We start from the raw sequence: 17,235 nt of genomic DNA on the forward strand, positions 1-17,235 counted from the left end.
TCACCCGGAGCGATCCAAGCCTCGGTAGAGCCGGGCCATGCCCGGCTGCCTCTCACCCGGAGCGATCCAAGCCTCGGTAGAGCCGGGCCATGCCCGGCTGCGTCTCACCCGGAGCGATCCAAGCCTCGGTAGAGCCGGGCCATGCCCGGCTGCCTCTACGGCAACGCTGCGTTACAGGCTGCGCAGCGGGGAAAACAGATACGGTAAGCAGTCGCGCAGCGCGCGCGCAATCGGCTCGGCGTCGACGTGACGCAGCAAGCAACCCCCACCGACGATACGCGGCACCGCCAGCTCAGGCATGCCCCCCCACCGACGGCGTCTCCGCCTCCTGCCTTTCCAGCTCGCGCGCCACCGCTTCGGGCGAGCGCGTATACGGGGCCAGCAGCGAATAGAACGCCGGCACCACGAACAGCGACAGGAACGTGGACACGGTAACGCCGAAGATCACCACGATGCCGATGGTGCCGCGGCTGGCCGAACCCGGGCCACCGGCCACCACCAGCGGGATCGCGCCGACCACCGTGGCGATGGAGGTCATCAGGATGGGGCGCAGCCGCACCATCGCCGATTCGACGATGGCCTTGTGCACGTCGCGGCCTTCGTCGCGCAACTGGTTGGCGAATTCCACGATCAGGATGCCGTTCTTGGCCGCCAGGCCGACCAGCATGACGATGCCGATCTGGCTGAACAGGTTGATGCTGCCGCCGCTGACGTACAGCCCGAGCAGTGCGCCGAGCACGCCCAGTGGCACGGTCAGCATGATCACCAGCGGGTGGATGAAGCTCTCGAACTGCGCGGCCAGCACCAGATACACCACCAGCAGGGCCATGGCGAAGGTGAGCAGCACCGCGCTGCCGGCATTCTGGTATTCCCGCGATTCGCCCTTCCAGTCCAGCTGGGCGTGCTGCGGAAGCTCCTCGCGCGCGGTCTGCTGGGCCCAGGCGATCGCCTCGCCAAGCGGATACCCCGGGGCCAGGCCAGCGGTGATGGTGATCGAGCGCAGCCGGTTGAAGCGGTTGAGGTTGCCGGCTTCGGCCACTTCGCTGAGGGTGACCAGGTTCGACAGCGGCACCAGCTCGCCGCTGCTGGCACGCACCCGGATGGCGGCCAGGTCGGCGGGCGAAGCGCGGCCGTCTCGGCCGGCCTGGACCAGCACGTCGTACTCCTCGCCGTTGTCGACGAAGGTGGTGACCCGGCGCGAGCCCATCATGGTTTCCAGCGCGCTGCCGATCGCGGTGACCGACACGCCCAGGTCCGCCGCACGTTGACGATCGATGTTGACCCGCATCTGCGGCCGGGTTTCCTTGTAATCCGAGTCCGGGCCGACCAGGCCCGGGTTGTCGGCCATGCGCTGGAGCATGCGATCACGCCACTGCGCGATCTCGGCGTACTCCGGCCCCCCCAGCACGATCTGGAACGGCTGGCCCTGGCTGCGCACCAGGCCACCACCGACCTGGGTGCGCACGCGCACGCCGCGCATGCCGTCCAGGTGCTTCTGCAGCTCGGCAGCCACGTCCGGCGTGGCCGACTGGCGTTCGCGCCACGGCTGCAGGAACACGCTGATGCGGCCGGTATGCATTTCCTCGCTGGCACCGAAGCCGCCGGGCACGCGCGGGTTGGCGCGCACGATCGGCTTGTCCTCGCCGACGAAGCCGGCGACCACCTTTTCCACTTCCTGCACCTGGGCCACGGTGTAATCGTAGCCGGCACCTTCCGGGCCATCGATCATGATCTGGAACGAGCCGCGGTCTTCGGCCGGGGCCAGCTCGGAGGGCAGTATCCTGAGCAGCAGAGCGCTGGCCAGCAGCGACAGCAGCATGACCACCACATAGAGCCAGGTGCGCCCGACGTGCGCGTCGAGCACGCGCCCGTAGGCCGCCGAGACGCGGTCCAGGTTGCGGTTGATCAGCCCGTGCAGGCCCCGGGGCGGCTGGCCGGTATGCGGCTTGAGCAGCTTGGAGGCCATCATCGGGGTCAGGGTGAGCGAGACGAACGCCGACAACGCCACTGCGGCCGCGAGCGCGACGGCCAGTTCGCGGAACAGGCGCCCGGTGTTGCCTTCCAGGAAGCCGACCGGCAGGAACACCGCGACCAGCACGGCGGTGGTGGCGATCACCGCGAAGGCGACCTGCGCGGTACCGCGCTTGGAGGCCACCAGCGGTGGTTCGCCCAGGTCGATGCGGCGTTGCACGTTCTCCACCACCACGATGGCGTCATCGACCACCAGGCCGATGCACAGCACCAGCGCCAGCAGGGTGAGCAGGTTGATCGAGAAACCGAAGGCATACAGCGCGATGAACGCCGCGACCAGGCACACCGGCACGGTCACCGCGGGAATCAGCGCGGCGCGGAAGCTGCCGAGGAACAGCCAGATCACCGCCAGCACCAGCAGCATGGCTTCCACCAGGGTGGCGTACACCCGGTCGACGGCCGCTTCGATGAAGGTGGTGTTGTCGAAGGCCACGAAGATGTGGGTGCCCTCGGGCAGCGTCTGCCCGACCCGCTCGGCCTCGGCGCGTGCGGTGCGCGCCACGTCCAGCGAGTTGGCGGTGGAGGTCTTGACGATGCCCAGGCCGATGCCCGGCTCGCCGTTGCTGCGGTAGTAGGCCCGGCGCTCGGACGAGGCCAGCTCGATCTTCGCCACGTCGCCCATGCGGACCACGTAGCCATCGCTGCCCTTGCCCAGCGGGATGGTGGCGAAATCCTCGGGTTTGACGTAGTTGCGCTCCACGCGCAGGGTGAAATCGCGGTCGGTCGATTCGATCCGGCCGGCCGGCAGTTCGACGTTCTCGTTGCGCAGCGCGGTTTCGACATCGCCGACGGTGAGGCCACGCGCGGCGAGCTGGTCGCGGTCGAGCCAGATGCGCATGGCATAGCGCTGGCGCCCGCCGATGCGGACCTGGGCGACGCCATCCAGGCTGGAGAAGCGGTCGACCACGTAGCGGTCGGCATAGTCGCTCAATTCCAGCGTGTCCATGCTGGAAGAGGTCATGTTGAACCAGATGATCGGATCGGCGTCGCTCTCGACCTTGGCGATTTCCGGTGGGCGCGCCTCTTCGGGCATGCGGTCGGCGACGCGGCTGACCGCGTCGCGGACATCGTTGGCCGCCGCTTCGATGTCGCGGTTGGAGGTGAACTCGATGCTGACCTGCGCGCGCCCGTTGGAGCTGCGCGCGTTGATGGTGTCGATGCCCTCGATGCCGGCCAGCGCGTCTTCCAGCACCTGGGTGATGCGGCTCTCGATGACCGCTGCCGACGCGCCGGTGTAGTCGACCGAGACCGAGACGATCGGCGGGTCGATCGCGGGCAGTTCGCGCAGGGTCAGGCGGGTAAAGGACATGATGCCCAGCACGACGAGCAGCAGGCTCATCACCACGGCGAATACCGGGCGCTGGATGGAAACGTCGGAGAGCTTCATCCGGCGCGGTCCGCAGGCGTGGCAGGCGCGACCGGCGCGGTGGCGGGACGGTCATCGACCTTCAGGCCGGGGCGGAGCTTGCCGGTGCCGTCCACGACGATGCGGTCGCCGGGCTTGAGGCCGCTGCGGATTTCGACCACGCCGGCACGGCGGGCGCCGCTGCTGACGTCGATGCGCTCGACGCTGTGGTCGGCCTTGACCCGGTAGACGAACGAGTCGCGACCGACCTGGACCACGGCGATCTCGGGAATGACCAGCGCCTGGCGTTCGGGGCGGAACATGCGGATGTCCAGCAGCATGCCCGGGCGCAGGGCGTGGTCGGCGTTGATGAAGTCGGCGCGGACGGTGACCGCGCGGGTACCGGGGTCGACGCGGGTGTCGATGGTGGCCACCACGCCTTCAAAGCTGCGGCCCGGGTAGGCGACGCTGGTGGCGGTGACCTTGTCGCCGTTGCCAAGGCTGGCCAGTTCGGCCTCGGGCACCTGGAAGTCGACGTGCATGCGTTCGATGTCGTCGAGCGTGGCGATGGTGGTGCTGGGGGTGACCAGCGAGCCGGCACTGACCTGGCGGATGCCCAGCACGCCGGCGAACGGCGCGCGCACCCGGCGGTCGCCGATGTCCGACTGCATTTCGCGCACGCGCGCCTCGGCGGCATCGCGGATGGCGCGCTGGGTGTCCAGGGTGGCGCTGGCCACCAGTTGCTGGGCGGCCAGCTCGCGCTGGCGCTTGTACAGCTGGTCGGCCTCGGCGAAGGTGGCCTGGGCCTGCAGCAGGGCCGCTTCCTGGGCCTGGCCGCGCAGGGTCACCAGCGGCGTACCGGCGTTGACCTGCTGGCCGCTGTCGAAATGGACGGTTTCGATGATCTCGCTGACTTTGGCGGTGATCGTGACCGATTCGCGGGCCTTGGCGGTGCCCAGGGCCTGGAGGGTGTCGTTCCATGCGGAGGTCTGCACCACCTGGGTGGTGACCGGTACGGCGTCTGCCTGCCGGCGCGCGGTGTCGTCCTTGCTGCTGCACCCGGCCAGGACGGCGAAGGTGAGGCCAGCGGCGATGCGCGCTGTGATGCGTCCCAACATTTGGAAAAATCCCGTTAAATCCCACGACCGCCGAGTGTACGGGCCGGGGCTGCCCAGGCATATGTGCCAAGCGTTTACCGGGGGCCGCGCAACGACCGGTGACGGAGGCAATGCCTTTCGTGCTGGGGGGCCCGACGGATATGTCGGCGTGTGTCAGAGCATGTCGATTGACCCCATCGTAGAGCCGACCGTTGGTCGGCTGCACCCGTAGAGCCGACCGTTGGTCGGCTGCACCCCGCAGAGCCGACCGTTGGTCGGCTGCACCCCGTAGAGCCGACCGTTGGTCGGCTGCACGCAAAACCGGGCACACGGGTACCGCCCCACGGACGGCACCCGCCGCTGCTCAATACCGGACGTTCACCTTCATCCACATCGACCTGCCCGGCTCATTGATCCGGACCGGGTCGGCCGGGAATCCGAAATCGGCGCTGCCGGCCAGGTTGAGGTGCTCGCTGTAGGCGCGGTCGAACAGATTGTCGACGCCGGCGCTGAGCTGCAGGGCGTCGCTGATGCGGTAGCCGGCGTTGAGCGCCAGCGTGGCGAAGCCGGCGCTGGGCCCGAGGTCGCGGGCGACGACATTGCCCTGGTTGTCGGCGACGCGATGCTGGTGGCTGACTGCGCGGGCGAGCGCCCCCAGGCGCCAGCGCGTGCCTTCCCAGCTCGCGCTGAGCCGGGCTTCGAGCGGGGGCATCTGCGGCAGCGGCCGGCCGTCACTGCGGTTCTCGCCCCAGGCATAGGCGAGCGTGCCACCGAGCGTCCACTGCCGGCCGAGCAGGAACTGAGCACCCGCTTCGGCACCGGCGATGCGGGCATCCACGTTGTCGGCCCGGGTCATGCTGCCCATCATGCCGCCGTCGAGGTAGGTGAACAGGATGTAGTCCTGCAGGCGGCCGGCATAGGCCGATACCCATGCGTCGACGCGGTCGCTGCGGTACTGCAGGCCGAGGTCGAGCTGGGTGGTTTTCTCCGGCTGGATGCCGGCGAACGCGTTGGCCGCGCCCATCGGCCCGCTGTCCGGGGAAAACAGTTCCCAGTAGTCGGGTATGCGTTCGCTGTGACCGATGCCGGCATACCAGGTCAGTGCCGGGGCGAGATCACGCTCGATGCGCAGGAAACCACTGCCCAGGTTCTCGCGGCGCTGCTGCCCCCCGGTCGGATTGGGCAGGGCCATCATCCCGGCGCTACCGCGCTCGTCGGTGACCTCGGCGCGGTCGATGCGCAGGCCGCCGACCCAGCGCTGCGCAGTGCCCTCGCCGAGGGTGATTTCAGTGAAGGCGCCGAGGTTCGCGAAGCGCGCGTCGGTGCTCCAGGGCTGCTGGCGATAGCTGTTGCGGCCCATGCCGCTGCGGCTGCGGTGGCGGCTGTCCTGCGCATCGATACCGGCCACGACGGCGACGTCCTGCCAGCGCCACTCCGAGGCGATGCGGCCGCCCGTCGTGCGTCGATCGACATTGGCCGCCATCGGCATCGGCATGCTGCTGTCCGGGTTGGGCGTGCGCAGCGTGTAGTTGTCCATCAGGTGGTCGGCGTCGTTGTAATAGACATTGGCCAGCAGCGTGTCCCACGCGCCGGGCAGGTTGTCCTTCTCGAACCGCGCCGCATAGCTGGTGCGCTTGAACGCGGCGCCATCCATGCCGCGGCCGGCATAGCGGGCGATCGCGTCGCCGGTGCCGGCCGACAGTTCCAGCACGGTGTCGGCATCGGGAGTCCAGCCGACGGCGACGTCGCTGTTCCACTTGCGCCACTTCGACGGCACCACCTCGCTGTTGCCGTCCTTGTAGTCGTCCGCTTCGGAGCGGTTGCCGTTGACCCGCACATAGCCTTGCGAGGCCCCGGCGGTGAGATCCAGCACCTGGTCGTTGCGGTTGCGCGCGCCGACCAGCGCACTGGCGTCGAGGTCGATGCCCGGGGCATCGAAGCGCGGGGTATCGCGTTCGAAGCGCACCGTGCCGGCCGACGCGCCTGCGCCCCAGCGCACGCTCTGCGGCCCCTTGATGATGGTCAGCCGGTCGAACGTTTCCGGGGCGATGTAGGACAGTGGGTTGTCCATGCGCGACGGGCACGCGCCGATCAGGTTGCCTTCGTTGCTGACGATGTTCAGGCGTGAGCCGAACATGCCGCGCAGTACCGGGTCGCCGTTGGTGCCGCCATTGCGGATGGCCGCGAAGCCGGGCACGGTCTTGAGGTAGTCGGCACCATCGCTGGCCGGCACCGGCTGGCGCGGCAGGCGAGGATCGGTGACCCAGTGCAGCGGCGAGGACGGCGCCGTGGCCGTGACCACCAGCGTATCGAGGGTGCGGGCGTCGTCATTGGCGGCATGCAGCGGCAGCGCCGCCAGGGCCAGCGACAGGGAAACAGACAGGCGCGTCAGTGCGCCCGCGCTGCGGGAAGCAACAGTCATGGTGAAACTCCAGAAAAGCACGCAGGCGCGCGCCGCCATCACGGCGACACGGGCAGGAAGGGCGGTGGTTTTCAGGAGCGCGCGGGCGGGCCGCGCGCGGCGTGGGCGGGCCAGCGCAGGCTGCGTGGCGTGGGCACCGCGCGCCGCACGCGCGGTGCGATGACCGGCATCGCCGGCAACAGCAGGATCAGCACCGCCAGCCACGGCATCAGCCGCGAGGCCATCATGCAGTACTCGCAGGCGTCGCCATGCCCGGCGTGCTCGCTCATCGGCGGCGACGGTGCCGCTTGCTCGTGAGCGCCCTGCATCGCGTGCACCGGCATCGGCTGCGTCGGCATGTGATGGTGCTGCGCGCCGTCGTGCTGCGTACCGTCATGCTGCATGTCCTGATGCGCCATGACGTGCCCGGCGTGGGCATCCAACGGCACCGGCATCGCGTGGGTCATCCCGGTTGGCATGCGCATCACCGGCGCGTCGGCGTGCGCCTGCTGCCAGCGGCTGACCAGCGGCGCCAGCACCATCAGCAGCGTCGCCACGAAGGCAAGCTGAAGAAAGACGGCATACGGGCGACGGCGAACGTTCACCCCCTCATGGTAGCGCCCGCCCCTGGGCCGGGCAGCCCGGCGCCCTGCGACCAACCGTCGCAGCGGCGCGTTCGAAGCGCCCACCGAACCCCTCACCCCCTCTGGAGAAAAGCCCCCTTCTGCCGAAGGGCGGCGCGCCAACGGCGCGGGGGAGAGGAAGCATGCGCGGCCATCACCGTCGCTTCTCAGACGGTGATGGTCTGCGTCAGCGATTCCCAGGTCGGCGGCAGCGGCCAGTTGGCCTCCTGGTTGCCGTCGATCACCCGGCGCAGGTCGCGCGTGTCGATCTGCGGGGCCAGCACGTGCACCAGTTCCAGCGCGTAATCGCGCAGCACGCGGTCGCGCGGCAGCACCGCCCAGGCGATGCATTCATCGATCGGGGCCGGCGCCGGCCAGGCACGCAGGTCCTCGTCGCTGGCGTTGACCGCCATTTCCGCCAGCAGGCCGACGCCCAGCCCGGTCCGCACGTAGGTCTTGATCAGGTCGGCATCCAGCGCGGTCAGCGCGATGTCCGGGGTCAGGCCGGCACTGGCGAAGGCCCGCTGCAGCGACGAGCTGCCGCGGGTGGAGGATTCGTAGCTGATCAGCGGCTGGGTGGCCAGCGCCTGCAGGTCCGGCGCCGGGCCCGGGCGATCCAGCACATGGCCACGCGGGACCAGCACCAGCCGGCGCCAGCGGTACAGCGGAATGGCCAGGCCCGCGGTCGGTTCGGCGCCCGCCGTGGAGATGATCGCGATATCCGCATCGCCCTGGCTGAGCAGGTCCAGCGCATCGCTTTCGGCGGCCTGCTGCAGGTGCACGCTGACCTGCGGATAGGCCTGCTTGATCTTCGCCACGGCCGGCGGCAGCACGAAGCGCGCCTGGGTGTGGGTGGTGGTGAGGATCAACTGGCCCTGGCTCTCGCGGCGCTGGTTGGCGGCGTAGGTGCGGATGTTGTTGGCTTCGGAGAGCACCGCGCGGGCACGGCCGATCACTTCCACCCCGGCCGGCGTCACCGCTTCGAGGCTGCGCCCCTTGCGCACGAACAACAGGAAACCCAGCTCATCCTCCAGCTGCTTGAGCTGCTTGGACAGGCCAGGCTGGGTGGCATGCACGCGCGAGGCCGCCAGCGTGATGTTGAGCTCGGCGTCGGCGATGGCCACCAGATAACGGAGTTGGGTCAGCGTCATGGGCGTGCGGCACGGCAGGCGAAGGAAGGGCAATCCGACTGTAGGGCAATTGCCGTCACCAGCTTATAACCAAATGTTGTTTATGAAGGGTATCAGGTCATTTCCCGGGGGCATATGCCGGGGCTACGGTCTGCCGGAGCACCCGGGGCCGGCGCCCGCCGTCCCGGAGACCGCGCGGCGCCGCTGCCGCCGGCCTGCCCTCCCCCCTGCCGCGCCGGCCGCGGTGAACGGTCTTCTTCGGAGCATCCCATGGCCCTCTACAACTCGATCCTGGACACCATCGGCAACACCCCGGTGGTCCGCCTGAACCGCATCGCCCCCGACCACGTCAGCCTCTACGCCAAGGTCGAGTCGTTCAACCCCGGCGGCTCGGTCAAGGACCGCCTGGCGCTGGCGATCATCCTCGACGCCGAGGCGCGCGGCGTGCTCAAGCCCGGCGACACCATCGTGGAGGCCACCTCGGGCAACACCGGGGTGGCGCTGGCCATGGTGGCCGCCGCCCGCGGCTACAAGTTCGTGGCCACGATGGTGGAGACCTTCTCCATCGAACGCCGCAAGCTGATGCGCGCCTACGGCGCCAAGGTGATCCTGACCCCGGCCGCCGAGCGCGGCTCGGGCATGGTGCGCCGCGCGAAGGAACTGGCCGACGAGCATGGCTGGTTCCTCGCCAGCCAGTTCGCCAACCCGGCCAACCCGGCCTACCACCGCAACACCACCGCGCCGGAGATCCTGCGCGACTTCGCCGGCAAGCGGCTGGATTACTTCGTCACCGGCTGGGGCACCGGCGGCACCCTGACCGGCGTCGGCGAGGTGCTCAAGGTGGCCCGGCCGGAGACCCGGATCGTCGCCACCGAGCCGGCCGGCGCGGCCCTGCTCAAGGGCGAGGAATGGAAGCCGCACAAGATCCAGGGCTGGACCCCGGACTTCGTGCCGGAGGTGCTCAACCGTGGCGTCTATGATGAGCTGCTGAGCATCGACGACGCCCGCGCGATCGAGACCTCGCGGCGGCTGGCGGCCGAGGAAGGGATCTTCGTCGGCATTTCCGCGGGTGCAACGGTGGCCAGCGCATTGGACATCGCCGCCCGCGCCGAGAAAGGCAGCGTCATCCTGGCGATGTTGCCGGACACCGGCGAACGCTACTTCTCCACCCCGCTGTTCGCCGACATCAACGAAGGCTCCGACGACGACTGGCTGGCCGGTCTGCCCTGACCGCCGCGTTGTCACCAGGCACGCTCGGACGCCCACCCTCCGGTGGGCGTCTTCGTATTCAGGCGTCGCCATCGGCTTCATCTACGGTGAAGCCGGTGCCCCGCATGGTGTGAATGCAGGGCGGTGCATGCCGGGTCGCACTGCCTGAGACGACGATGACGCACTGTCTACCTGCTGCCCGGTACGGTGCAGTAACAAGGCGACATCCCGTTGCATGGACCCGGTTTCAGTCAGGAGTGGTACGCATGAAGATCGAAGTGTGGCAGGGCGACATCACGACCCTGGCGGTGGATGCGATCGTCAATGCGGCCAACGAATCCCTGCTCGGCGGGGGCGGTGTGGACGGCGCGATCCATCGTGCGGCCGGCCCGCGCCTGCTGGCCGAGTGCGAGGCGCTGCCGCAGATCCGGCTGGGCGTGCGCTGCCCTACCGGCGAAGTGCGCGCCACTGCCGGCCATGACCTGCCCGCCCGGCACGTCATCCATACCGTGGGCCCGGTCTGGCAGGACGGCCAGCGCGATGAGCCCGCGCTGCTGGCCAACTGCTACTGGAAATCGCTGCAACTGGCCGAGAAGCTGGGCCTGCATTCCATTGCCTTCCCGGCGATCAGCTGCGGGGTGTTCGGCTACCCGCTGCACCAGGCCGCGCAGATCGCCGCCACCGAGACCGTGGCCTGGCAGCGTTCGCACCGCGAACCGCGCCGGATCATCCTGGTGGCCTACAACGCGGCCACGTACAAGGCCTACCAGTCGGCGCTGGCCGCACAGGGCCAGCCGATCGAACCGCCCCCCTCACCGCTGCTGCCCTCGCTGGATCTGGGGCTGCCGCCGGCGGCGGCGCACTGAGGAAACGGCGGGGCCGTTGCCGGGGGCCGATGCCGGCGCCGCGTCCCCCTGTGTGAATCCGCGCCTGGCCGCGCTCTGCCGCCCACCGGGCTTACCGGCGCTGCAACTCCGTTACCGCGCCGCTGTTCCAGCGGTGTAGACCCATTCGTCGAAGAACGGCTGCAGTGAATGTCCTGCAGCCGTCTCCATCGCCCGCTGGAAATCGGCGGTGACCACCGAGCGCCCGTCGTTGGCCACGGTATACGCGCGCAGCCCGCGCCAGAACACCGCATCGCCGAGCTCGCCGCGCAACAGGTGCAGCACATAGGCGCCCTTGCGGTAGACCACCGCGCGGTCATCGGCCGTCGGTGCATCCCAATCGGCATACACCAGCGCGTGGTCCGCGCCCTTGGCCCGCAGCGCGTCCAGGCGCGTGCGCCAGCCGTCCACCTGCGCCTGGTACGCGGCATCGCCCTGCGCCTGCTGCAGGTAGGCAGCGGTCATGAAGTTGGCCATGCCCTCATTGAGCCAGAAATGCTCCCAGCCGGCACAGGTGACCCGGTTGCCCCACCAGTGGTGCGCGGCCTCGTGCGCCATCAACGCGATCTGGTCGGCATCGTCGAGCACGTCCTGGCCATACGCTTCGGACATCAGCGACAGGCCGGCCATCTCCTGCCCGATGGTGCTGGCCACCAGGGCCTGCTGGTAATCACCGCGATACGGCAGGCCCGCGCGCTCGGCGAAGAAATCGAGCATGTCGCCGGTGCGCGCGAATACCGTGCGCAGCTGCGCCGGCGAGCGCTCCACCGACAGGTAGCGCAGTTGCACCGGGCCATGCTGCTGCGTGGCCTGCTGGTAGCGGCCTGCCGCGAAACCGTACACATAGCCGGGCATCGGTGTGTCCAGCCGCCAGCGATGCTCGATGCGTCCGTCGGCCAGCGTGCGGGTGGGCAGCGCGCGCCCGGTGCCAGCGGCCAGCAGCGCCGGCGGCAGGGTCACCGCGAGATCGAGCGTGGCGCGCTCGTCGGGCGCATCCACCGACGGCATCCACTGGCTGGTGGAGAAGAGCGTGTAGACCTCCTCGCGCTCCGGGGCGAACGTCAGGCCGAATGCCGGGGCACCGTGGTAGCGAATCTGCAGCTCGGCCGACGCACCGCGCTGCAGCGGCGTGGCCAAGGTGATGTGCAGCTGCTGGCCGGCCTGCGCAAAGGCAAGGGCACGACCGTGCTGCGTCACCGACGTGACCTCGAGTGTGCCCGCGTCGAGGGTGAGCGTGGACAGCACCTGCTCCGCCTTGAACCGGACGGTCTGCTGCCCTTGCACGCGCTTGGCCGCGATATCAGGCACCAGCGCCACGCTGTAGTGCAGTACGTCGAAACCGCGTGGCGGCGCAGCGTGCACCACGCAGCAACCCAACAGCAGCGGTAACGCCAACAGCCCAACGCAGCGTCGCACGATCATGGCATCCATCCCGGCAATGTGGATCGCATCGTGCCAGACAGCGACGGGTAGAGCCACGCCATGCGTGGCTGCTTCCTGTTGGCGATCAGGCACCGCGCAGCCGGCTGGGACTGCACGCGGCCATCCAGCCACCGCGCGAAGCCACCCATGGGGTGGCTCTACGCCAAAAAAAACGCCGGCGCGAGGCCGGCGTTTCTTCGTGCGCGGTCAGGCCGGTATCAGCCGTTCCACTTGCCCAGTGCCGCCTGGCCATTTTCCTTGGCACGGTCGTAGACCGTCTGCTGCGCCTTGGCGATGTTGGCCTTGGTGTCCTTGGCCCACAGCTTCAGCGCGGCCTGCTGCATGGCGCGGCCGTAGGAGAAGCTCAGCGGCCACGGCAGGTTGCCCATCTGGTTCATGGCATTCAGATGCGCGGTGGACTGCTCGTCGCTTTGGCCACCGGACAGGAACACCACGCCCGGCAGGATCGCCGGCACGGTGCTCTTGAGGCACATCACGGTCGACTCGGCCACTTCCTCGACGTCGGCCTGCTCTTCGCAGCCCTTGCCCGAGATGACCATCGAGGCCTTCAGGATGGTGCCTTCCAGCAGCACGTTCTGCTGGTACAGCGCGTCGAACAGCGAACGCAGGGTCGCTTCGGTGACTTCGTAGCAGGTCTCGATGTCGTGGTCGCCGTCCATGATCACTTCCGGCTCGACCATCGGCACCAGGCCGCATTCCTGGCACAGCGCGGCGTAGCGGGCCAGCGCGTGCGCGTTGGACTCGATGCAGGTGCCCGACGGAATGCTCTCGCCGATGTTGATCACCGCACGCCACTTGGCAAAGCGCGCACCCAGCTTGTAGTACTCCTGCAGGCGCTCGCGCAGGCCGTCCAGGCCTTCGGTCACCAGCTCACCGGGGCAGCCGGCCAGGGCGTGGGCGCCCTTGTCGACCTTGATGCCCGGGATGATGCCGTTGTCGGCCATGTACTTGGCGAACGGCACGCCATCCTTGGTCGACTGGCGGATGGTTTCGTCGTACAGGATCGCGCCGGAGACATGCTCGTTCAGCTTCGGCGTGGTCAGCAGCATTTCGCGGTAGGCGCGACGGTTCTCTTCGGTGTTTTCCAGGCCGACGCTGGCGAAGCGCTTGCCGATGGTGCCGGTGGATTCGTCGATCGCGATGATGCCCTTGCCCGGGGCGACCATGGCCTGGGCGGTTTCGGCCAGCTGTTCGATGCTCATGTATTTCCTGTGGCGGGTGCGGGAAAACGCTGATTATAGACCGCCCCTCCCGTGAACTGGCCGTCCACGGAGTCTGGAACCGCTTTCAGTTTCCCAATGAAGGACGGCGCGACGTTTCCGCCGCGCCGCCGCGTGCTGCACCGCCGGGCGTCGCCCGGCCGTTCCGTTACAGGTCGCCCAGGCCGCTGGCGCGCCCGTCTTCGCCCACTTCCAGCAGGCGCAGCGTGTTGGTGGCGCCATGGGTTTCCATGTGCTCACCGCTGGTGAACACCACGCGGTCGCCGGCCTGCAGCTGGTTGGCTTCCACCAGCAGGCGGATGCTGCCGCGGGCGGCTTCGCGCGGGGTGAAACCGCGGCTGTCGAAGTTGATCGGGAACACATCGCGCATCAGCGCCATCTGGCGGCGGGCGCCGTCATGGCGGGTCACCGCGAACACCGGCGCCGAGGCACGGAAGCGCGACAGGTAGCGCGCGGTGCCGCCGGATTCGGTCATCGCCACGATCGCGCGCACGCCCACGTGCTGGGACAGGAACATGGTCGCCATGGCGATGGCCTGGTCGGCACGTTCGAGGTTGCGCGGCGAGGCGCCGAAGTCGGTCTCGGTCTGGAACTGGCGTTCGGCACCCAGGCAGATGCGGGCCATCGCTTCGACCGCCTTGACCGGATAGGCGCCGGCGGCGGTTTCGGCCGACAGCATCACCGCATCGGTGCCGTCGATGACCGAGTTGGCCACGTCCAGCACTTCGGCACGGGTCGGGATCGGGCTTTCGACCATCGACTGCAGCATCTGCGTGGCGGTGATCACCACCTTGTTCTGGGCCAGCGAGGCCTTGATGATCTTCTTCTGCAGGCCCGGCAGTTCGGCATCGCCGATTTCCACGCCGAGGTCGCCACGGGCCACCATCACCACATCGCTGGCGTCGACGATCTCTTCCAGGTTCTCGATGGCTTCGGTGCGCTCGATCTTGGAGACCAGCGCGGCGTAGCAGCCGTGCGATTCGGCGATGGCGCGCGCATCGTTCATGTCCTGCGCATTGCGGCAGAACGAGACGGCGATGAAGTCCACGCCAATCTTGGCCACGATGCCGATCAGTTCCTTGTCGCGCTCGGTCAGCGCGCCCAGCGACAGGCCACCGCCCTGCTTGTTCAGGCCCTTGCGATCGGACAGCACGCCATCGTTGAGCACGGTGTTGATGATGCGCTCGCCCTGCACCTCGATCACTTGCAGCTGCATCAGGCCGTCGTCGAGCAGCAGCACGTCACCGGCCACCACGTCCTGCGGCAGGCCGAGGTAGCTCACCCCCACCTGGGTGGTGTCACCAGCCGGTGCGTTGGGCGAGGCCACCAGGTCGAAGCGATCGCCCGCCTTGAGGTGGATCTTGCCTTCGGCAAACCGTTCGATACGGATCTTCGGGCCCGGCAGGTCGGCCAGGATGCCCACTTCCACGCCCACCCGCTGGGCGGCGGCGCGCACGTCGGCCGCGCGCTTGGCCTGGCCGGACGGATCACCGTGGCTGAAGTTGAGGCGAACCACGTTCACGCCGGCGCGGAAGAGATCCTCCAGCACGCCCGGCGGGTCGGTTGCCGGTCCGAGGGTGGCAAGGATCTTGGTACGGCGCTGACGCTCAATCATGGTAAATGGGCTCCCGGGAAAGGATCGAAATTAGCACACCCTTCACGTCCCATGAATACGTTTACAGCCTTGCGGTGTCTGGGTTTGTCCGATGTCCCGCAGACAGCATCGGACTGCCGCGCGGACACCGGCTGACGCGCGAATGGCGACAAGCCCCGGCACGATTGGCTTTGCGCAGGACATGCGGCGGCGTACGGGACGCCGCCGACTGCCTCAGGCGAGCACGGTCAGCAGGTCATCCGGCGTGTTGGCCAGATGCTGCGCACCGGCTTCCTGCAGCTCTTCAGCCCCGCCAAAACCCCACAACACGCCGATATTGCGCATGGCGTGATGACGCGCACCGGCGATATCCATGCGCCGGTCGCCGATCATCCAGCACTGCTGCGGGACCAGCGACAGCCGCTGCAGCGCCTCGGCCACCAGCTGCGGCTTCTCGCTGCGGCTGCCGTCGAGGGTGGCCCCGATCACGTCCTCGAAGCAGCTGCCGAACGGCAGGTGGTCGATGATGCGCCGCGCATGCGGCTCGTTCTTGGCGGTGACGATGGCCATGCGGTGGCCGCGGCCGTGCAGCGCCTGCACGACCTCGCCGATGCGCGGGTAGACCGCGTGTTCACGCCAGCCGACCACGTCGAAACGCTCGCGGTAATACGTCACCGCCTGCTCGACATCGGCCGGATCGGCGAACAGCGGCGCGAAGCTGGTGCGCAGCGACGGGCCGATCCAGCGCCGCAGCGCGTCCTGCGGCGGCACCGGCTGGCCCATCTGCGTGAGCGCATGCGCCACGCACTGGGTGATGCCGACGGCCGAATCGATCAGCGTGCCGTCGAGGTCGAAGAACAGGACGTCCCGGCCGGGATCGGCGAAACGTCCCAGCGTGCCCATCAGGCGCCCCGTGCGTCGAGCGCGGCCACGGCCGGCAGGGTCTTGCCTTCCAGGAACTCCAGGAACGCGCCGCCGCCGGTGGAGATGTAGCTGATCTGATCGGCGATGTCGTACTTGTCCACCGCGGCCAGGGTGTCGCCGCCGCCGGCAATGGAGAACGCCTGCGAGGCGGCAATCGCCTGCGCCAGCGCCTGGGTGCCGTGGCTGAAGGCCTCGAACTCGAACACACCGACCGGGCCGTTCCAGACCACGGTGCCCGCCTTGGCGATCAACCCGGCATAGTGCCGGGCGGTGTCCGGGCCGATGTCCAGGATCAGGTCATCCTCGGCGACATCGGCCAGCGCCTTCACCGTGGCCTCGGCATCGGGCAGGAACTGCTTGGCCACCACCACGTCGGTCGGCAGCGGGATCTCGGCGCCGCGCGCCTTGGCATCGGCGACGATCTTCTTCGCCGTCTCCAGCAGGTCCGGCTCGTACAGCGACTTGCCGACCGGATGCCCGGCGGCCGCAATGAAGGTGTTGGCGATGCCGCCGCCGACGATCAGCTGGTCGACCTTGCCGACCAGGCTGGAGAGCAGCTCAAGCTTGGTGCTTACCTTGCTGCCGGCCACGATCGCCAGCAGCGGCGTTGCCGGGGCATGCAGGGCCTTGGCCAGTGCATCCAGCTCGGCCATCAGCAGCGGGCCGCCAGCAGCGACCGGGGCGAAGCGGATCACGCCGTGGGTGGAGGCCTGCGCGCGGTGCGCGGTACCGAAGGCATCCATCACGAACACATCGCACAGCGCGGCATACTTCTTCGCCAGCGCTTCGTCGTCCTTGCCTTCGCCGACATTCATGCGGCAGTTTTCCAGCAGCACGATCGAGCCCGGCGCGACGTCGACGCCGTCGACCCAGTCGCGCACCAGCGGCACGTCCACGCCAAGCAGGCTGGACAGGCGCAGCGCCACCGGCGCCAGCGAATCGGCGTCGCTCCACACGCCTTCCTTCGGCCGACCCAGGTGCGACATGACCATCACCGCCGCGCCCTTCTCCAGCGCCAGCTTCAGCGTCGGCAGCGATGCAGTGATGCGCTGTTCGGAGGTGATGCTGCCATTCTCGATCGGCACGTTGAGGTCCTGGCGGATCAGCACGCGCTTGCCGGAGAGATCGAGGTCGGTCATGCGAACGATGGACATGGGCAACTCTTTGGCTGGAAAAGGAAAGGGCGCCGCGCACGGCGCAGACGCCCATTGTCCCGGCTGCGCGGGCGCATCGCAAATTTCCGGTCTTTTTTCTTCAGGATTGCGCACGCCAATACCGAAGCAACGTTTAGACCGGAGCCGGAGGCCGAGCGCGCCGGACGGTGCGACACCAAG

The 17,235-nt window shown here is 68.7% G+C and carries 12 protein-coding genes; 2 read left to right on the plus strand and 10 right to left on the minus strand.

The window, feature by feature from the left end; genetic code table 11:
- Positions 1-292: 292 nt before the first annotated feature.
- The 5 genes from AC1DGC_RS04275 to AC1DGC_RS04295 all read right to left on the minus strand — a co-directional run bounded on the left by AC1DGC_RS04275 (position 293) and on the right by AC1DGC_RS04295 (position 8,648).
- Entirely contained in the window at positions 293-3,418 is a 3,126-nt protein-coding gene (locus tag AC1DGC_RS04275; protein WP_478047279.1) for an efflux RND transporter permease subunit, read from the minus strand.
- The gene (locus tag AC1DGC_RS04280) at positions 3,415-4,494 is read right to left on the minus strand and encodes an efflux RND transporter periplasmic adaptor subunit (RefSeq protein ID WP_478047280.1); all 1,080 of its coding nucleotides are present in this window, start codon (positions 4,492-4,494) and stop codon (positions 3,415-3,417) included. Before AC1DGC_RS04280 ends, AC1DGC_RS04275 begins: the two co-directional genes overlap by 4 nt.
- Positions 4,495-4,837: 343 nt before the next feature.
- A complete protein-coding gene (locus tag AC1DGC_RS04285; protein ID WP_478047281.1) occupies positions 4,838-6,895 on the minus strand; it encodes a TonB-dependent copper receptor in 2,058 nt (685 codons plus the stop codon).
- A gap of 71 nt (positions 6,896-6,966) precedes the next feature.
- Positions 6,967-7,416 (minus strand): hypothetical protein, encoded by a 450-nt coding sequence (locus AC1DGC_RS04290; RefSeq protein ID WP_394161308.1) that lies wholly within the window; start codon positions 7,414-7,416, stop codon positions 6,967-6,969.
- Between the two features lie 248 nt (positions 7,417-7,664).
- Complete coding sequence (locus AC1DGC_RS04295) at positions 7,665-8,648, minus strand: LysR family transcriptional regulator (RefSeq protein WP_259206460.1); 984 nt, start codon at positions 8,646-8,648, stop codon at positions 7,665-7,667.
- A 249-nt stretch (positions 8,649-8,897) separates the two neighbouring features.
- On the opposite strand from AC1DGC_RS04295, the gene cysK reads away from it, so the two are divergent.
- Positions 8,898-9,857: a cysteine synthase A gene (gene cysK / locus AC1DGC_RS04300; protein ID WP_259206461.1), complete on the plus strand. Its 960-nt coding sequence runs from the start codon at positions 8,898-8,900 to the stop codon at positions 9,855-9,857.
- Positions 9,858-10,102: 245 nt separating this feature from the next.
- Positions 10,103-10,702 (plus strand): O-acetyl-ADP-ribose deacetylase, encoded by a 600-nt coding sequence (locus tag AC1DGC_RS04305; RefSeq protein WP_259206463.1) that lies wholly within the window; start codon positions 10,103-10,105, stop codon positions 10,700-10,702.
- 111 nt (positions 10,703-10,813) lie between these two features.
- Here AC1DGC_RS04305 and AC1DGC_RS04310 read toward each other — a convergent pair whose 3' ends face one another.
- From AC1DGC_RS04310 to AC1DGC_RS04330, 5 genes are all read right to left on the minus strand, one after another.
- Positions 10,814-12,142 (minus strand): M1 family metallopeptidase, encoded by a 1,329-nt coding sequence (locus AC1DGC_RS04310; protein ID WP_478047282.1) that lies wholly within the window; start codon positions 12,140-12,142, stop codon positions 10,814-10,816.
- 218 nt (positions 12,143-12,360) lie between these two features.
- A complete protein-coding gene (locus AC1DGC_RS04315; RefSeq protein ID WP_259206465.1) occupies positions 12,361-13,365 on the minus strand; it encodes a class I fructose-bisphosphate aldolase in 1,005 nt (334 codons plus the stop codon).
- Positions 13,366-13,531: 166 nt separating this feature from the next.
- Positions 13,532-14,998 carry a pyruvate kinase gene (gene pyk, locus AC1DGC_RS04320; RefSeq protein WP_259206466.1) on the minus strand — a complete coding sequence of 489 codons (1,467 nt, stop codon included), beginning with the start codon at positions 14,996-14,998 and terminating at the stop codon, positions 13,532-13,534.
- A 213-nt stretch (positions 14,999-15,211) separates the two neighbouring features.
- Complete coding sequence (locus tag AC1DGC_RS04325; protein ID WP_394161256.1) at positions 15,212-15,880, minus strand: HAD hydrolase-like protein; 669 nt, start codon at positions 15,878-15,880, stop codon at positions 15,212-15,214.
- Positions 15,880-17,055 (minus strand): phosphoglycerate kinase, encoded by a 1,176-nt coding sequence (locus tag AC1DGC_RS04330; protein ID WP_259206468.1) that lies wholly within the window; start codon positions 17,053-17,055, stop codon positions 15,880-15,882. The genes AC1DGC_RS04325 and AC1DGC_RS04330 overlap by 1 nt, the downstream gene beginning before the upstream one ends.
- Between the last annotated feature and the right edge of the window lie 180 nt (positions 17,056-17,235).

Source organism: Stenotrophomonas sp. 05N37 (assembly GCF_056397365.1).